General features: G+C 63.2%; 14 protein-coding genes. 6 read left to right on the top strand and 8 right to left on the bottom strand.

The features are described from left to right. Window positions 1-125 precede the first annotated feature (125 nt). The 6 genes from GJV26_RS03220 to GJV26_RS03195 form a co-directional block, all read right to left on the bottom strand. On the bottom strand, window positions 126-2,882 hold the full coding sequence (locus GJV26_RS03220) for a glycosyl hydrolase 115 family protein (RefSeq protein WP_229419154.1): 2,757 nt from the start codon (window positions 2,880-2,882) through the stop codon (window positions 126-128). A 526-nt stretch (window positions 2,883-3,408) separates the two neighbouring features. Continuing rightward, window positions 3,409-4,704: a glycoside hydrolase family 88/105 protein gene (locus tag GJV26_RS03215; RefSeq protein ID WP_216643105.1), complete on the bottom strand. Its 1,296-nt coding sequence runs from the start codon at window positions 4,702-4,704 to the stop codon at window positions 3,409-3,411. A 139-nt stretch (window positions 4,705-4,843) separates the two neighbouring features. Next, entirely contained in the window at window positions 4,844-6,136 is a 1,293-nt protein-coding gene (locus GJV26_RS03210) for a glycosyl hydrolase (RefSeq protein ID WP_155707568.1), read from the bottom strand. Continuing rightward, window positions 6,133-6,468 (bottom strand): hypothetical protein, encoded by a 336-nt coding sequence (locus tag GJV26_RS03205; RefSeq protein WP_155707567.1) that lies wholly within the window; start codon window positions 6,466-6,468, stop codon window positions 6,133-6,135. Before GJV26_RS03205 ends, GJV26_RS03210 begins: the two co-directional genes overlap by 4 nt. 241 nt (window positions 6,469-6,709) lie before the next feature. Continuing rightward, window positions 6,710-8,269 (bottom strand): methyl-accepting chemotaxis protein, encoded by a 1,560-nt coding sequence (locus GJV26_RS03200; protein WP_155707566.1) that lies wholly within the window; start codon window positions 8,267-8,269, stop codon window positions 6,710-6,712. A 259-nt stretch (window positions 8,270-8,528) separates the two neighbouring features. After that, window positions 8,529-8,879: a hypothetical protein gene (locus tag GJV26_RS03195; protein WP_155707565.1), complete on the bottom strand. Its 351-nt coding sequence runs from the start codon at window positions 8,877-8,879 to the stop codon at window positions 8,529-8,531. Between GJV26_RS03195 and GJV26_RS03190 the strand changes: the two genes are divergently transcribed. From GJV26_RS03190 to GJV26_RS03175, 4 genes are all read left to right on the top strand, one after another. Continuing rightward, complete coding sequence (locus GJV26_RS03190) at window positions 8,878-9,324, top strand: hypothetical protein (RefSeq protein ID WP_155707564.1); 447 nt, start codon at window positions 8,878-8,880, stop codon at window positions 9,322-9,324. The genes GJV26_RS03195 and GJV26_RS03190 overlap by 2 nt on opposite strands. Next, window positions 9,317-9,697 carry a hypothetical protein gene (locus GJV26_RS03185; protein ID WP_155707563.1) on the top strand — a complete coding sequence of 127 codons (381 nt, stop codon included), beginning with the start codon at window positions 9,317-9,319 and terminating at the stop codon, window positions 9,695-9,697. Before GJV26_RS03190 ends, GJV26_RS03185 begins: the two co-directional genes overlap by 8 nt. Window positions 9,698-10,064: 367 nt before the next feature. Further along, a complete protein-coding gene (locus tag GJV26_RS03180) occupies window positions 10,065-10,838 on the top strand; it encodes a 3-hydroxyacyl-CoA dehydrogenase NAD-binding domain-containing protein (RefSeq protein WP_155707562.1) in 774 nt (257 codons plus the stop codon). 332 nt (window positions 10,839-11,170) lie between these two features. Next, complete coding sequence (locus tag GJV26_RS03175) at window positions 11,171-11,725, top strand: DUF3237 domain-containing protein (RefSeq protein WP_155707561.1); 555 nt, start codon at window positions 11,171-11,173, stop codon at window positions 11,723-11,725. Between the two features lie 54 nt (window positions 11,726-11,779). Here the strand turns inward: GJV26_RS03175 and GJV26_RS03170 are convergent, their stop codons facing one another. Both GJV26_RS03170 and GJV26_RS03165 read right to left on the bottom strand, forming a co-directional pair. Further along, entirely contained in the window at window positions 11,780-11,992 is a 213-nt protein-coding gene (locus GJV26_RS03170; protein WP_155707560.1) for a VF530 family protein, read from the bottom strand. Window positions 11,993-12,158: 166 nt separating this feature from the next. Beyond that, window positions 12,159-12,779: a flavin reductase family protein gene (locus GJV26_RS03165; protein ID WP_155707559.1), complete on the bottom strand. Its 621-nt coding sequence runs from the start codon at window positions 12,777-12,779 to the stop codon at window positions 12,159-12,161. 231 nt (window positions 12,780-13,010) lie between these two features. On the opposite strand from GJV26_RS03165, the gene GJV26_RS03160 reads away from it, so the two are divergent. Beyond that, the gene (locus GJV26_RS03160) at window positions 13,011-14,651 is read left to right on the top strand and encodes a right-handed parallel beta-helix repeat-containing protein (protein WP_155707558.1); all 1,641 of its coding nucleotides are present in this window, start codon (window positions 13,011-13,013) and stop codon (window positions 14,649-14,651) included. Window positions 14,652-14,660: 9 nt separating this feature from the next. Then, window positions 14,661-15,251, top strand: coding sequence for an NF038129 family PEP-CTERM protein (locus tag GJV26_RS03155; RefSeq protein WP_155707557.1), 591 nt, complete (start codon window positions 14,661-14,663; stop codon window positions 15,249-15,251). Window positions 15,252-15,329: the final 78 nt, after the last annotated feature.

Below are 15,329 nucleotides of genomic sequence, written 5' to 3'. Positions count from 1 at the left end.
ATGCCGCCACGTGACGCGGGACGTCCGGTCCGATCTTCACGAGATTCATTGATGGGTATTCTTCATCAGGACCAGGGCTGGGCGCGATAGCCACTCCGCAGCGCCGGGCGTCACCAGTGCCGACATCATTCCGGGCGGCGAACGATCCGCGGACTTTCCGGCGGCCCCAGGTAACTCGGCTGCATTCCTCCTGCGTCGACGACGAGCCGCTGCAATACCAGGCCGGGATCGAGCGCCCAGAACTTCAGCGTGTGCTTGCCGGGCTGGTCGATCCTGTGCGTCGTGACGAACTTCGCCACGCCGTCCGAAACGATGCGGCGCCAGTAGTCTTCCGACCCGTCGGCATGCACGTTCACTTCCTGTGGCGGACCGTCGTCGATCGACACCGCGTAACGGAACCCGCTACCGGGCTGGAACTTCAGCGTCGGCGACAGGACCGCATGCAGTTTCACCTCGCCTGCGCTGAACAGGTGCACGTCGTACTCGAGCCGCATGCCATCCTGCACAGTGAGGGCCGGTGCCGCGCCGGGCATCGTCGTGACGCCGGACAGCGTCCGGCCGTAGCCGGGGATCGTCTGCCACCGTCTGCCGGCCGGTGCCAGGGCGCGGGTATAGTGCTCGGCCTCGATGGCGATCACGCCGCCGGTTTCGACGTGCCCCTCCACGGTATCCGTACGCGCATGCACCGGCACCTTGACGACGACTTTGGCCTTGTCCGGGCCGTGTACCGTAAGCTCGGTCTCCGTTATGCCGACCGGCACCGCGTTCCAGTCCACATCGATGGCAACGCGCCGGTCCCTGGCCACCCGGCCGGCCGAGTGACTGATCTTCAGCCACGGCTGGCTGGCGGTGATCGTGTAGTCGAACGGCGCGCTGCTCCGGTTGAACAGGTCGATGTGGCGGGGCTTGCGTTCGTACCGGTCTAGCGCCGGCAGGATCAGCTGGCGGATCGGGAAGACGGGCCATGCGACCGGGTTGCCGTCGACCGCGACACCCATCCGGTCTGAGGGGTGGATGCCGTTTGGCGCGGCCAGCTGGCCCGGCCCGGGAATGCGCAGCTCGGACACCGCCGGCATCACGTCGCGGTAGGGCTGGTCCCAGTTCGTGTAGCCGAAACGCGTCTGCGACATCATATGATTCCACTTGCCGTTGCTGATGCCATGGTACTGGCGTGCCAGTTCGGCATCGTGCCCGAACAGCCGGCGTACCCGCGCCGCCATGTCGTTCGTGCTGACCCGTCCCTGGCGCGCGTAGAGCTGGTTGCGGCCGGCGGATACGTACAGGTCCACGGCATTGGCCGAGGCCCGCACCGGATACTCGACGAGCTGGAAATAGGCGTCGCGCATGGCCTTGGGCAGTGTCATTCCGATGCGCTGCGCTTCGTCTGCCAGCGCGGTGTAGTCGGCAACCACGCGTTCGGCCTCGTCGTAGTTGACCAGGCTGTAGGTATCCGGCGCCAGCTGTTCAGGCCGGCGGCGGGCGTTGTAGCGGGTGTATTTGTCGACGATGGCGGCTATTTCGTGTGCGTGGCGTTCGCCGAATTCGCGGGCGGCCCACTGTCGGAGGTAGTCGGGAAGGCGTTCGGCAGGCCAGGACGCCGGATCCCATGCGTAGGCAAGGAAGAACTCGGTCGGCACTTCCATCGGCTTCAGGTCGCCCACGTTGACGATCCACATCCGGTTGGCGCCATATTCGTTGGCCAGGTTCATCTGCTCCCACACCTTGCCGATTTGCGTCACGTTCAGCCACTTGTAGGAACGGGGCACGCCGACGTAGTCGAAGTGATAGTAGACGCCGGCGCCGCCGCGGCGCTTGCGCTCCTCGGCCGTCGGCAGCCGGCGGATATTGCCCCAGTTGTCGTCGCACCAGAGCAGCAGCATGTCGTCGGGGACGCGCATGCCTTTCTCGTAATAGTCCTGTACTTCCTTGTACAGCGCCCACAGTTGGGGTACCGTTTCCGGCTCGCGCTGCCATTCTTTCCGGATCAGGTCGCGCTGGTCCGAGACGATGCGTTCGAGCAGTCCCACGTTCGCGCTTTCGGACATCGGTTCGTCGCCGTCGCCGCGCATGGCCATCGTAATGACGCTTTCGTAGTTGCGCGTATTGCGCAGGCCGCCGGCCCAGAATTCGCGCAGCGTATCGCCATTGCGCTGGTAGTCCCAGGGGCCTTTGCCATAACGGTGCCACTCCTGCTGTGCGCGCATCATCGGCTCGTGGTGCGACGTGCCCATGACGATGCCCATCATGTCCGCCAGTTCGCCGTTGCCCTTGTCGTCGTCATTGAACGATGAATACCACATCGCGGGCCAGAGGTAATTCGCCCGCATGCGCAGCATCAGCTCGAACAGTTTCTCGTAGAACTGCCGGTTGAAGCCGCCGAAGCGTTCCTTCGCCCAGTTGGTAAGCGCGGGTGCCTCGTCGTTCAGGAAAATGCCGCGGTACTGCACGACGGGTTTTTCCGTCACGCGCGTGGCGAGGGGAACTGTCAGCGAACGGTGGCGGGGAATCGGCACGTCGGCCCACCAGTGCCATGGCGAGACGCCGATCTGCTCGGACAGCGTGTACAGCCCATAGATCGTGCCGCGTTTGTCGCTGCCCGCGATGACCAGCGCGCGCTTCACACCAGGCATCGGATCCGGCACAGCCTGGATCAGGAAGCCTTCCCATTGCCCTGCGAGGTTTGCCGTATCGATTTTTCCTTCCTTGGCCAGGCGGTCGATTACCGGGTGCCGGCCCAGGGTGCCGGCGATGATGACGTCGCCGGCCATGGAGACGGCATCCGTGCGCCATGCCGGCGTGGCGCCGCTGACCTTGCCGATATCGCGCTGCAAATCGCGTGCCGCTCGCAGCACGCCGGGGAAATCGCCGGGCGAAACCAGCAATGGCGCCGCGCGGCCAGCCGCCGCAACGACAACGCCATCGCTCCCTTCCAGTTGGACGAACCGCCCGGTGCCCAGCGCATGGGCCGATGCCGCAGTCAGGAGGCATGCGATCGCCGCAAGCCACTGGATGAGCCGCGAAAGGTTGAAGATCCGCGGTCGTTTCGCCTCGGAAGCGGTCGCAACAGTTTTAATTTTCGGGCTTGGCCATGTGATCACGGAGTCTCCTCAACGCTTGATGTTCGCTACCATTGGCAAACATTTTTTGTTAGCGCAAACAAGGTAGCCTGTCGTGGTAGCGGTGTCAAATGCGGGGACGAAGGGGGCGACCTGAAACTCACTTCCCGGTCAAGCGGAACGCCAGTGCGTGGCCGTCAGTGGGCGCAGGTGAGGCGCAATCCCGGATATGGGTCGAGAAAGGCAATACCGATCGCGGACGCCAGGGCAGTGGACGTCGATGAGACGACCACTGCCACGTTCGCGTGCCGCGTGCGACTTGCCGCAACGGTGTTGTCGGCGGCACCGACTTTTACCGTTTGATGTATTCGAGCAGCTCGGAGCCCGCCAGCAGGAATGCACCTGGCCCATAGGTTTCCGTGCTGTTCGCATCGACCTTGTCCGGTGCGGCGCCCACTGGCTGCACGTAGCCCAGCTTGCCGTCCGGCTGCACTGCGCTTGCCAGCGCTGGCCAGGCTCTCTCGACGACAGGCCAGTATGTGGCGCGGTCCAGCATGCCGCTGTTCAATCCCCACAGGATTGCATAGGTGTAGAACGCCGTGCCGCTGGTTTCCCTGGTCGGGAAGCTGCCCGGATCGAGCAGCGAAGCGTGCCATGTGCCGTCCGCCGTCTGCAGGCCGGCAATACGCGCCGCCATGGCGCGGTATTGCGCCAGGAGCCGTGCACGGTCGGGATGATCGGGGGGCATATTGGACAGTACCCGTACCATGCCGGCCATGACCCAGCCATTCCCGCGCGACCAGAATACCTTCTTGCCGTTTTTCTCTCGTTTGTCAAAGTAGCTTTCGTCGCGAAAGTACAGTCGTTCCTCGGGGCTGTACAGGAAATCGCTGGTCTTCCACCATAGCTTGAGCGCCGTGTCGAGGTATTTTCGATCGCCGGTAACCGTACTCAGGTAAGCGAGCGAGGTAGGCCCCATGAACAGCGCATCGCACCAGGCCCATTCGCGCTCAATGATGTCGTGCGTGGCCAGCGACAGCGACTCGTTGTTTGGCTTGCCGACGATTTCATCGGCGAGTGTGCGCCAGGGTGCGATCATCTCAGGCTGGCGGTCCTGCGCGTAGAGCTGCGAGAACACCTGGCCGACGCAGTAGTCGTCCGCAAAGTAGCGACGTTTGCCGGTGCGCCATTGCAGATCGGCGCCAACCTTGCGCAGGAAGTCGTGGTACTTGCCGTCTCCCGTCGCCAGGCCGGCCTGGAAGATGCCCGTATAGGCTGCGCAGTAGGTCCAGTTGTACTTCGGTTTCGCGAAGCCATTGGTCGACCAGCTGCCAATCTGCCAATCGGCGACCTTGCGCATGGTTTCCGTGATTGCGGAAGGGGTGAACTGCCCGTGCGCAGGTTGCGTCGGTGAGGTCTTGACAGGGCCGCATGCGCTGAGGGAAAAAACGGCCGCAACGAGGATCGCTGAACTGCGGTTCATATGTGGTCTGGTCGGATTCGATTTTTGATGCGGTGTGGGATGGGAACCATCGACAAGGCATCGCTTCTGTTCCGCGATGAAGTGCCCTGTGGTCGCCGTGTTTGCCAATGTGAAGAGTGTTGCATTAAAAGGATTATGCTGCTCATCCTCGATAATCTTACTCAAGATTCTGACTGTTTAACGGGCGTGACCTGATCTTGCCCCAGCCGTGCCAGCGCCTTCGAAACGGGCCTGTTCGCAATCATTCGCGATCCATTCAAGCATGCGCTGGCGCGACGCTCACCGTGTCGGGGGACGGCCCCGCTCAACGGGGCGCGTTCAGTCGCGGCACGCGATCCAGCGTGATTACCCGAGGATGGTGGTAGACCTTTCGCTTGTGCGCAGCTGTGTTGTAGTACTCGCCGGTCCAGAAATTTTCCGGGGCGGTGACACCGGCGGGCGTGTCGCGGTCGTTCCATGTCATGAACCACAGCCACCATGCGCCGTCGGCCGCGATCCTGTCGGGATCGGGAATGTAGCTGTTTTCGCTGAGCGCTACGGGCTTGTGATCGGCCGTGGTCACACGCGCTTTCAGGTACGTCTTCACCTGCGATCCGTACGTCTTGTCGTCGCTGGTGTCGTAGATGTCGTAGCTGATGATGTCGACGACGTCGTCGCCAGGATACCAGGCTGGATCCTGCCCGTTCCACACCCAGATCAGGTTGTGGATGCCATGCATGTTGACCAGCCGGTCGAACATGTGGCGCCACAGCATGATGTTCGCGTACGCCTGGGGCACGCCGTCGGCGCGGGTGCGGCCCCACCAGAACCAGCCGTCGCCATGGTTACCGGATGCTTCGTGCAATGGTCGCCACAGGACGGTCACCCCAGCGGCGGCAAGTTTTTTCAGCTCCCCCGCGACCAGGTCGATTCCGTCGTCGAGCTGCCGGAATGCCGGGCTCGTTCTATCGAGCGTCCCTTGGGAGACTGGGATCGTGAAAGGGGTGTTTTTGCGCGCGTCGGCCTCGCGCGCGTAGAAGTTCGCCTTGTTGACCAGTGGCGTGCGGAGCAGAGCAGGATCGCGCCAGTGCCAGCTGAATTCGACCAGGCCGCCCCGCCTGGCCCAGGCGATCGCCTCGTCGGTCTGGCGCAAACCGTCGGCATCGTTGCCGGTCATCCCGTAGTTCATGAAATCGTAGCCCATCAGTGCCGGATACTTGCCTGTATCGGCATGCACCCGTTCCGTCATGTCGATCGCGTCCTTCCACGTCAGGTCGGATTGTCCGGCGAGGATGGCAATGCCCCAGATGCTGCGCAGGTAGCTGAAAGTGGCGCGGGTGGCGCGGTCGGCCTGCGCATCGACCGGCGCGGCACGTCCGGCGCCGGTGGGCAGGCCGCTCCGGCTGGCCGGGCAGAAACTGCGCGCGATGCAGTATCGACCCTGCTCGAAACCCCAGCTATCGGCATGGGCGCATATTGGCCACGCCTTGCCATTTACGGTGCAGGACTGTGGCATGGCGCCGGCGCCTGGCGGAGTGCCGGCAGATGCCGTCGGCGACGATATCGCCAATACTGCCAATGCGAAGCATCGGGTGCGCAGTGCGGTACGAAATATCATGTATCACCCCAGTACTCCGGGGACAGTGCCCGGACGGTTGCCAGAACGCTTTGCATGGTGTTGGAAAATGCGGCACGACCCAATGTACGAGGAAGCGTGATACGTGGCAATGTCGGGGCAGATGTGACGCGGTATTTAGCAGGGTTTAGTGGTATGGCTGTAGACATGACCGCCGATACGACAAACAGGGCAATCGGCGCCGGCATCGGCAATGCATTGATGCGCAGCGTTTCAAGCGACAGTCCCGGCCGCCGCTGCATGAAGATGCAGTGATTCATGTGACTCACTGGCCGCGCAAGTCCCGCCAGCCACTGGCGGGTGTCGTTCAGCATGTGTAGAAAAACGCCAGGCGCCGCGGTCGATGCATGCCGCTGAATAATTGAAGTCCGAGTCGATCCTTTCACGGAGGCTGGACACGTGGTCTTCCGGATACCATGCCTGCTCACTGAAAGCCCGGCATCTCGTGCGGCCGCGCACGTGATGCCGGCTGTCCGTTGGTGATCTTCCGCCCGGCACGCAACGCGATCCGGGTGGAGCAGGACTTGCCTTGCCGATTTTGCGCGTGGCGGGCCGTTACCGCCGGTCAGTCGAAGCCAGCCCGAAGATGCTGACCACGGCGGCAAGGGCCGCAGCCTCGTCCTGCAGTGCCTGGGCAGCGGCGGCTGCTTCCTCGACCAGGGCGGTGTTTTGCTGCGTGGTGTTGTCGATGTCGACGATGGACCGGTTCACTTCCTCGATACCGGCGCGCTGCGCGCCACTGGCCGTACTGATTTCCGTCATGATCTGCTGGACGCGATTGACGCTGGCGATTACCTGCTGCATCGTATGCCCTGCTTCCCCGACCAGCGCGGCGCCGGCTTCGACCGTGCCCGACGATGTGTCGATCAGTGCCTTGATCTCTTTTGCCGCCGATGCGCTGCGCTGCGCCAGCGTGCGCACTTCCGATGCGACGACAGCGAAGCCGCGGCCCTGTTCGCCCGCGCGCGCCGCTTCCACCGCGGCGTTCAGCGCCAGAATATTGGTCTGGAAGGCGATGCCGTCGATGACGCCAATGATGTCCGTGATCTTGGCCGAGGATGCACGGATCGTATCCATCGTCTGCACCACCCGCGCGACCACCTGGCCACCCTGTTCCGATACCTCTGTGGCCTCCAGGGCGAGTGCATCGGCGCGCTGCGCGTTGTCCGCGTTATGGCGCACCGCTTCGGTCAGATCGTCCATGGCTGCCGCTACCTTTCGCAAGGATGCGGACTGACGCTCGGTGCGTTCGGACAACTCGCTGTTGCCGATGGCGATCTGGACCGAAGCACTGGCGATATGGTCGGTTCCCGCGCGCACCTTGCTGACAATGCCTGCAAGGCTGTCACGCATCGCCCTGATGGCATGCAGCAGGCTGCCGTCCGGCCCGCGCGTCTTTACGTCCACCGCCAGCTGGCCGCTGGCAATGCGGCCGGCCACGACCACGGCGTAGCCGGGTTCGCCGCCCAGCTGGCGCAGCAGGCTGCGCGTGATGAAGACCGCGATGGCCACGCATACGGCCAGGGTGAACGCCGCCTGCAGAACGATGTTGATGAATGCGCTGCGATAGACGCTCGACGCGGCGGCGCTGGCATTGTCGGATTCCGCTTGCACCGCTTTCACGAGCACATCGATGTCGGCGACGATGCGCCGGCGTAGCGGACTGCATTCGTTCACGAGGAACTGGCCGTATTCCGCCATCTGTCCGCCGGCGCGGTACTGGCGTGGCCGCTTGAGTTCGTCGGCCATGGCAAGCAGGCCGGCGCGCACCTTGACGAAGCGCTCGTCGCTGCCGAATGACGGTGTCATCAGCGTCAACGCTTCGAGATACAGGTTCTTTTCGCGATCGAGAATGTCCAGCTCGCGCATGGCATCGGCCTGCGCCGTGAAGATATAGGCGTTGCGCGCCGCAAGGCCGGTTTGCGCAAGTGCTTCGCGCGCATCGTAGAGCGGCCGAAGCTTGCGATCCATCACCTGGTTCTGTGCGGTGACCGCCCGCTCCAGGGCGTTGAGGCGCAACAGGGAAAATGTCGCCAGCACGATCATCAGCGCAACGAGTGTTCCGAAGCCCAGTGCCAGCTTATGTCCGATCCGCATGCCGCGCGCAGTTGTCATGGTTTGATCTTAATTAAATTGACGAGCGGAAATTATGGTTGTCGTGAATCCCTGCGGCAATAGATGGGTTTTCTTTTAGCGGTTCAATTCCTGTTCGTTGTATGCAAAGCACATGCAGTACATCGAATTGTGGCCAACATGATCGCTTTAGCACACATGCCTTCGAGCGCTTGCATATCCGTTTAAAAGGCCGCGTGACCTGGCATATCGGTATTGCTGAAGTGGGTATTTCCTCCGATTGCCTCGACCGGGGTGCAGCTCACGCGCTGCGTCGTCCTTCGCCGTGAGGTGCCAGTACCCTGGTGATGACGGTCTCGCTGAGACCCTCGCGGCGCAGCATCTGTTCGGCACGCTCACGACCGAGTTCCTGGAAGACAGCGAGAGCAGCTTGCACGACGGCTGCGCCGATCACGTCCCGGCGTCGGCCCGTATTGCTGTAGAACAGACTGATCCGCCCATCCAGCGGGGGGTCTTGCGAACTCGGCGCGGAACTCTGCTGGACGGGCGTTTTGCAGTCCGTATTGCCATTGATCAGACGGTCGATGATGGCCTCGGAAACTTCCGATGTTCGCCAATAGGCGAGGGCGTCGTCGATGCCGAGCATCTCCATGAATATCAATCCAGTCTCCACCCTCTGTGCCATCAAGGCATCCTGGCGAAGTCCGTGCATGGTTTTCTTTTCGAACTGCCGCCTGCAATTGCTGGATTGGGCGCTGGCCGTACCCTTGGGAGCAGGGCTTTCATCGGCGCGTCTTTCCAAACGCGCTGTCCGCATTCTGGACATGCACTATGCCATTGACGGTTTGTTCGGCCTCGGTCGGGCCCTCAATGCCGCCGTCCAGCCTGGCATGGGAGATGTCGATCCTTCCGTCGCTGTTCGGAACAACTGTGCGGAAGATGTCTGTGCCAACGGGAACACCGGCGTCTGGCTGAATCGTTGCGGGCTCGATCATGACAGCGGCGGCGAAGCACTCGAAAGAACTGCAGAAAGCAAACGGCTTTGCATTCGTGCGACCTTGAGCAAGGCAGGGCTTGGCGAGGCAGGTAGTGGTTGATGAAGAAAATAAAACATTGCAGTTATTTCAGGAACCTATGCAAAACGAACACAAAACTGCGTGTCAGCCGATGTTACTACATTGCTTCTTGATATTTACTGTGTCACAAGAGAATTTCTTTTTTGGTTGGCGATTTACGACAGAGGCGCCACAGGCAGCGGCTTGGGCGTCAACGGTTGCCTCGTACGATCACATGACGCTGGCACAGGCCAAATCGGACAGGGCGGATGAAGCCGGTCGCCCGCTTGTAACGATGACGAGAAATTTTTTTGAAAACGCAACACTGTGGTCAAGGCGAAACGGCTGGCTGCGCGTTGCAAATCCAGCGGCTCACTGCAAAACCGCGCATTTTGCTGCTCTAAGCAATCTGTAAATAGTGACGCCAGCGGTTTGCCGATCCTTCGTTCCTAACACGACGCAACGCTGCATATGACAGACAGTGCAGGGCAGGACCACCTGCATGACAGGAAGGGCGCATCTTTTCAGGCGTTCAAACGTGATTTCACATGCTGAAATCCCGACAACGAAATTCCTTATGAAATTTATCAATGCGCAATACTGTATTTCACATAACGGAATGGAGTGGACAAGGTATTGATTTTAGTGCGAAAAATAGCTCATCCATTGGGTTCCATACATCGTTATTGGCGATGCGGCAGCTCTTATGATGAATCCAGCATGTGGCGCGAGCGAGTACAAGCGCAACGCAACAGCATTCAGTTCATCTCAAGGAGCATTACATGACCCAATACCAAAGCGATCTCCATTCCAACGCAAGAACCGCACGCGGCACCCTGCAAGAAGTCGTTGCCGGCGAACCCGGCAAGCACCCATCGTGGCGCCATGACGGGCAAAGCCAGCACCGGGAACCGCAGGCATCGGCGTTGCCTCTTGCACCCAAAGAGGCCAATGCCACTGGTCTGGCTGCGCACGCCACCCCGCCCGCCAGGCGCGTCGGCATCATGGGCAGCACCGCGACCAGCATGGACATCGCGCGGAGCCTGCTGGATGCCGATATTCCCGTTACCTTGTTCGACCTTGCGCAGGATGGCCTCGACAAGGCCACTGCGGCGATGCGCTCGACGTACCACGAGGCGTTTGCCGCGGGCCGTCTGACGGCAGCCCAGCGGGACCGGCGCGTGGCGCTGCTGGCGGGCACCGTCAATCTGCATCACCTGAAAGACTGCGATGTGATCATCGATGCGCTGTGTGCCGGCACGGGTGGCGAGGAGACGGTGCTGCGCCGGCTTCACGAAGTCGTCAGGCCCGGCGCAATCGTGATGACCTGTGCATCGCACGGCGATATCGACCGTGTCGCCAGCTTGACGCGGAATCCGGACAACGTGCTCGGCCTGCAGGCATCGGCCGGCGCGGACGGGTCGCGAGCCTGGCAAATCACGCCTGGAAAAGCCACGTCGGCGCTGGCCCTGGCGCGCGCGGCCGGACTTCTCGGCAACCTCGGCAAGCCGCGTCACGCCTTCGATGTGCAGCCGCAACCGGAGGGCCTGCAGTAATCCGGCATGCCAGCGGCGGCAAAGCGGGGGGCGCTCACCGGTGACATGCAGCCGGTGACGACATCGGCCCGCTTCATCGGCATCCCATGCCGATTCCGGTGGCCGACCGTGGCCGCCGTGGCGGAATGGCGCCGTCTTTCCGCACGCGCAGACCTCCACGCCGGCATCGGCAGCTGTTATCGGGCGATGCGTTGTATAGTGATCTAATATCAGGTATCCTGATATTTCCACTATCCCTGTCCGGGTCGGCGAGCCGGATGGCCGGCGTTCTCGACAACGCAGGCCGCGACCGAACCCGTACAGTCCGGCGATTCGATAAAAATGGAGGAGACATGAAAAAATGCCTGGGCATCGCCCTCGTGCTGTCGGCACTGGCCGCGGAATCCGGCACGGCGCGCGCCGCGGAGAAGGCAGTCTTCGAACCGCCGAAACCGAAGCTGGAACATCTCGCGCGATTCAGCGTGAACCTGGAGGCGCCGATCTGGGAGCTGGGCGCGACCAGCGATCTGGGACGCCGCCGCATCATTCCGATCACCAGCGGCAGCTTCGACGGTGCACGCCTGAAGGGCACCATCCTCAACAACGGGGCGGACTGGCAGGTGGTGACTGCGCAGGGGGTTGCCATCATCGACACCCGTTACCTGCTCAAGACCGGCGACGGGGCGCTGATCTACCTTCAGACCAAGGGTTTTCGCTACGGCCCGGCCGACGTGATGGCGGAAGTGGCCAAGGGCAATCTGGTCGATCCGGCCAAATACACGTTTCGCCTGACCATGAGTTTTGAAACGGCCGATCCGCGCTATGCGTGGCTCAATCGCGCCATCGGCGTGGGGGCGGCGATGCGCCTCGGTGCCGCTGTCGTGTACGATGCCTACCTGCTGGAATAGGCCGGCTTGCCGCTGTCCGGCCGGGAGTGGCCGTGCTGAACCGGGTCATCCCCGTCAGTCGGGAAAGTCGGTATCCAGGAACAACGCTTCCACCTCCGTGCGTGCCCATGGCGTGCGGCGCAGGAACTTGAGGCTGGACTTCACGCTCGGGTCGCTTCGAAAGCAGTTGATGTCGATGCGGCGAGCCAGCTGGGGCCAGCCATAGTGCTCGACCAGCCGGGTGAGCAGGGATTCCAGGGTAATGCCGTTCAGGGATTGCACACGCATGTCAGGGGGAGTTGGGCGGGACAGGCAGCCAGTATAGCCGCCAGCCCGCACCAGCGGAAATTGTCGACGGCATCGGGGTCGAAGCGATTTCGACACGCATCACCTCGCCAGGCTGGGCTTGAAGCGGCGGTCGAGCTCCGCCCGGGCGAAGGATTTGCGCGATCTGTCACTGCGGCCGGTGCATCCTGAACAGCTGCGACGGCACGATCTCGAAATAATCGGCGGGGCCGCCACCGCGCAGGATATGGCCCGCCGACGCCGTATCGTAGACGCCGTTCTTCAACAAGGCGTGCGCGATGTGCACGCCCACCACTTCGCCAAGTACCAGCCAGGTCGGCACCCTGGCGCCATCGGCGCCTTCCAGCTGCACGATCTGCGTGACCCTGCACTCGAATGCCACCGGGCTTTCCGCTACACGGGGAACGGACACCAGGCGCGATGCCAGCGGTGTCAGGCCTGCCAGCTGGAATTCGTCGACCGCGGGCGGCACCGCCGCGCAGGTCTGGTTCATCGCTTCGGCCAGGGGGCGCGTGGCGAGGTTCCACACGAATTCGCCGGTCTGTTCGACATTCCTGACCGTGTCCTTGTGGCCGATGCTGGCAAAGCCGACGATCGGCGGCGTGTAGTTGAAGGCATTGAAAAAACTGTACGGCGCGAGATTGAGCGTGCCGGCGCCGTCGCGCGACGAGATCCAGCCGATCGGCCGCGGGCCGACAATGGCATTGAAGGGATCATGCGGCAGGCCATGGCCGGCACGTGGTTCGTAGAAGTGGATGTGTTCTGTCATCGCAAGACGATAACAGGAAGCGGCCTGCCCTGTATCTCTGACCTGTATCTCGGCCCTGTATCGCCCGCAAACCCGCATGGCCAGCGCCTCATGCGCTGGCCGTCTATCGACATCACCAAATAGCGCAGCAAATGGCTTGCCGAGCAGATAATATTTGCCGGCTTTCCACAGCGGCCTACCCACCGGCAACGGCCGCGTACCTCCCTCAAACTACAACACATCGGAGTATCAATGAAAGGTTGGCAGAGTATTGCACTCCTGGCGGCTGGGGTGTCGTCGCATGCGGCGGCGGCGGTCTATTACGTGGCACCGAACGGCAACGATGGCGCAGCGGGGTCCTTGACGGCACCATGGAAAAGCTTCGCGAAGGCCCAGTCGATAGCGCTACCAGGCGACACCGTCTATTTCCGCGGCGGCGATTACGTGTACACGGCGGGCATTAACAGCTGCGCCACGCGCACCGACGTGGTCAATGTCATCACGCTCAACAAGAGCGGCCAGGACGGCGCGCCGATCCGCTACTGGGCCTATCCGGGCGAAAAGCCGAAGTTCGACTTTTCCCGATTGAAGGACGATTGCCGGGTCAAGGCCTTCAACGTGACGGCCAGCTGGCTGCACCTGAAAGGGCTGGAGATCACGGGCGCGCCGCAGCAGCCGGGCAACACGCTCAACAACGAATCGTGGGGCCTGTGGATCCGCGGCAGCCGCAACATCTTCGAGCAGCTCGACACCCACCACCACATGGGGCCGGGGCTGTTCATCTCGCGCGGCAGCCACAACCTGGTGCTGAACACGGATTCGCACCACAACTACGACCCGTACAGCAAGAGCAGCGCCGGCCAGAATGCCGACGGCTTCGGCGCGCACATCGCCGCCAACGAGCCGGGCAACGTATTCCGCGGCTGCCGCGCGTGGTCCAACACGGACGACGGCTTCGACACCATCAATGCCCACTCGCCCGTGACCATCGAGCATTCGTGGGCCTGGTCGCATGGCTACCTGCCCGGTACCGCCACGCCGATCCCGGCCGGCAACGGCAACGGCTTCAAGATCGGCGGCTTCTCCGGCCTCTGGGAAGCCGATGCGCCGGTGCATGTCACGCGCTTCAATGTATCGATCGCCAACAAGGTCAACGGTTTCTACGCCAACCACCATCCGGTGGCCACCGAGTTCACCAGCAACACGGCCATCGGCAACCGCACCGGCTTCAACCTGCTGGGCGTGGCGCCGGACAACACGGACGTCAACCTGGGCATCGCCCGCAACAACCTGGCCTACGGCGGCACCACCGCGGCCGCCAACGTGGCCGGCACGGACAGCACGCACAACAGCTGGAACCTGCCCGTCACCGTGACGGCGGCCGATTTCCAGAGCGTGTCGACCACCGGCTGGGACGCCCCGCGCCTGCCGGACGGCGGCCTGCCGCCGCTGCCGCACGGCCGCCTGGCCGCCGGTACCGACCTGGTCGATGCCGGCATCGATGTCGGCCTGGCATTCGAAGGTGCGGCGCCGGATCTCGGTGCCTACGAAGGCACGGCGCCGGTGCCCGCCTACAGCGACCTGACGGCCAGCGTGCGCATCGTGCAATCGGGCCTGGTGCTGGACCGCGCCACGCAGAAGCAGCGCGGCACCGTCACCCTGACCAACACGTCGGACACGGCAATCGCCGGCACGCTGTTCCTGCGGCTGGACTACCTGAGCAGCGGCGTGGTGCTCGATAACGAGAGCGGCGCGCAGGGCGGGGCGCCGATCGTGGCACTGCCCGTGGCGGCCCTGGCGCCGGGCGAGACGGCCACCGTGACGACCACTTTCCTCAATCCCCAGCGGGTCAGCATCGGCTACACGCCGAAACTGTTCGCCGCCATCCTGTAAGGCAAGACGATGCTGAAATCCTTCGTACTTCGATTGGCCATGCTGCTGGCACTGGCCGCCGGCACCGGCAACGCGCTGGCCGGCCCGGTCTACCACGTCACCCTCGACACCACGTCGCTGGCCGGCAGGCATGGCTGGCTGGACTTCCTGTTCACAGGCCTGGCCAACGCCGGCCCGGCGCGCGCCACGCTCACTGGCTTCAGCGGCTTTACCGGCGACACCGGCGGCGCCACCCTGGCCGATGGCGACGTTTCCGGCAGCCTCGCTTCGGCGCTGGCGATCGGTAACGGCAGCGGCTGGAACGAATACGGCCAGTGGCTGCAATTGGGCGGCCTGCTGGCGTTCGACGTGGCGTTCGACGTAGCACCGGCAGGCGCGGGAACGTCGCTGGTGGTCGCGTTGCTCGACGAGCAGTTCGGCTACCTGGCCGGCACGGGCGACCTTGTCACGTTCGACCTGCAGCCGGGTGCCGGCACCGCCGTCGGCGCCGACGGTGCCTTCGCCACGGTGACCGCCGTGCCCGAGCCGGGTTCGCTGGCCATGCTGGGCACGGGCATGCTGCTGCTGATGGCCACGCGCCGCTTAGTCCGCCGCCGCTGACCGCGGCATCGGCTCTTGCTGCCAGGGCCCGTCGCGCGGCGGGCGTGTCGACCACCCGCACCGGCAGCTGCAGGCCCT

This window comes from Pseudoduganella dura, assembly GCF_009727155.1.
Classification (GTDB): domain Bacteria; phylum Pseudomonadota; class Gammaproteobacteria; order Burkholderiales; family Burkholderiaceae_D; genus Rugamonas; species Rugamonas dura.
Note: the sequence above shows the minus strand (reverse complement) of the source record. Positions and strands in the feature narration are given on the sequence as shown.

What these genes read in the sequence shown, in the direction of transcription:
- GJV26_RS03160 (WP_155707558.1), top strand. Translation starts at nt 13,011, where the DNA reads ATGAAAGGTTGGCAGAGTATTGCACTCCTGGCGGCTGGGGTGTCGTCG.
- GJV26_RS03195 (WP_155707565.1), bottom strand. Translation starts at nt 8,879, where the DNA reads ATGGAGATGCTCGGCATCGACGACGCCCTCGCCTATTGGCGAACATCG.
- GJV26_RS03200 (WP_155707566.1), bottom strand. Translation starts at nt 8,269, where the DNA reads ATGACAACTGCGCGCGGCATGCGGATCGGACATAAGCTGGCACTGGGC.
- GJV26_RS03155 (WP_155707557.1), top strand. Translation starts at nt 14,661, where the DNA reads ATGCTGAAATCCTTCGTACTTCGATTGGCCATGCTGCTGGCACTGGCC.
- GJV26_RS03210 (WP_155707568.1), bottom strand. Translation starts at nt 6,136, where the DNA reads ATGATATTTCGTACCGCACTGCGCACCCGATGCTTCGCATTGGCAGTA.
- GJV26_RS03175 (WP_155707561.1), top strand. Translation starts at nt 11,171, where the DNA reads ATGAAAAAATGCCTGGGCATCGCCCTCGTGCTGTCGGCACTGGCCGCG.
- GJV26_RS03205 (WP_155707567.1), bottom strand. Translation starts at nt 6,468, where the DNA reads ATGCTGAACGACACCCGCCAGTGGCTGGCGGGACTTGCGCGGCCAGTG.
- GJV26_RS03170 (WP_155707560.1), bottom strand. Translation starts at nt 11,992, where the DNA reads ATGCGTGTGCAATCCCTGAACGGCATTACCCTGGAATCCCTGCTCACC.
- GJV26_RS03165 (WP_155707559.1), bottom strand. Translation starts at nt 12,779, where the DNA reads ATGACAGAACACATCCACTTCTACGAACCACGTGCCGGCCATGGCCTG.
- GJV26_RS03190 (WP_155707564.1), top strand. Translation starts at nt 8,878, where the DNA reads ATGAATATCAATCCAGTCTCCACCCTCTGTGCCATCAAGGCATCCTGG.
- GJV26_RS03180 (WP_155707562.1), top strand. Translation starts at nt 10,065, where the DNA reads ATGACCCAATACCAAAGCGATCTCCATTCCAACGCAAGAACCGCACGC.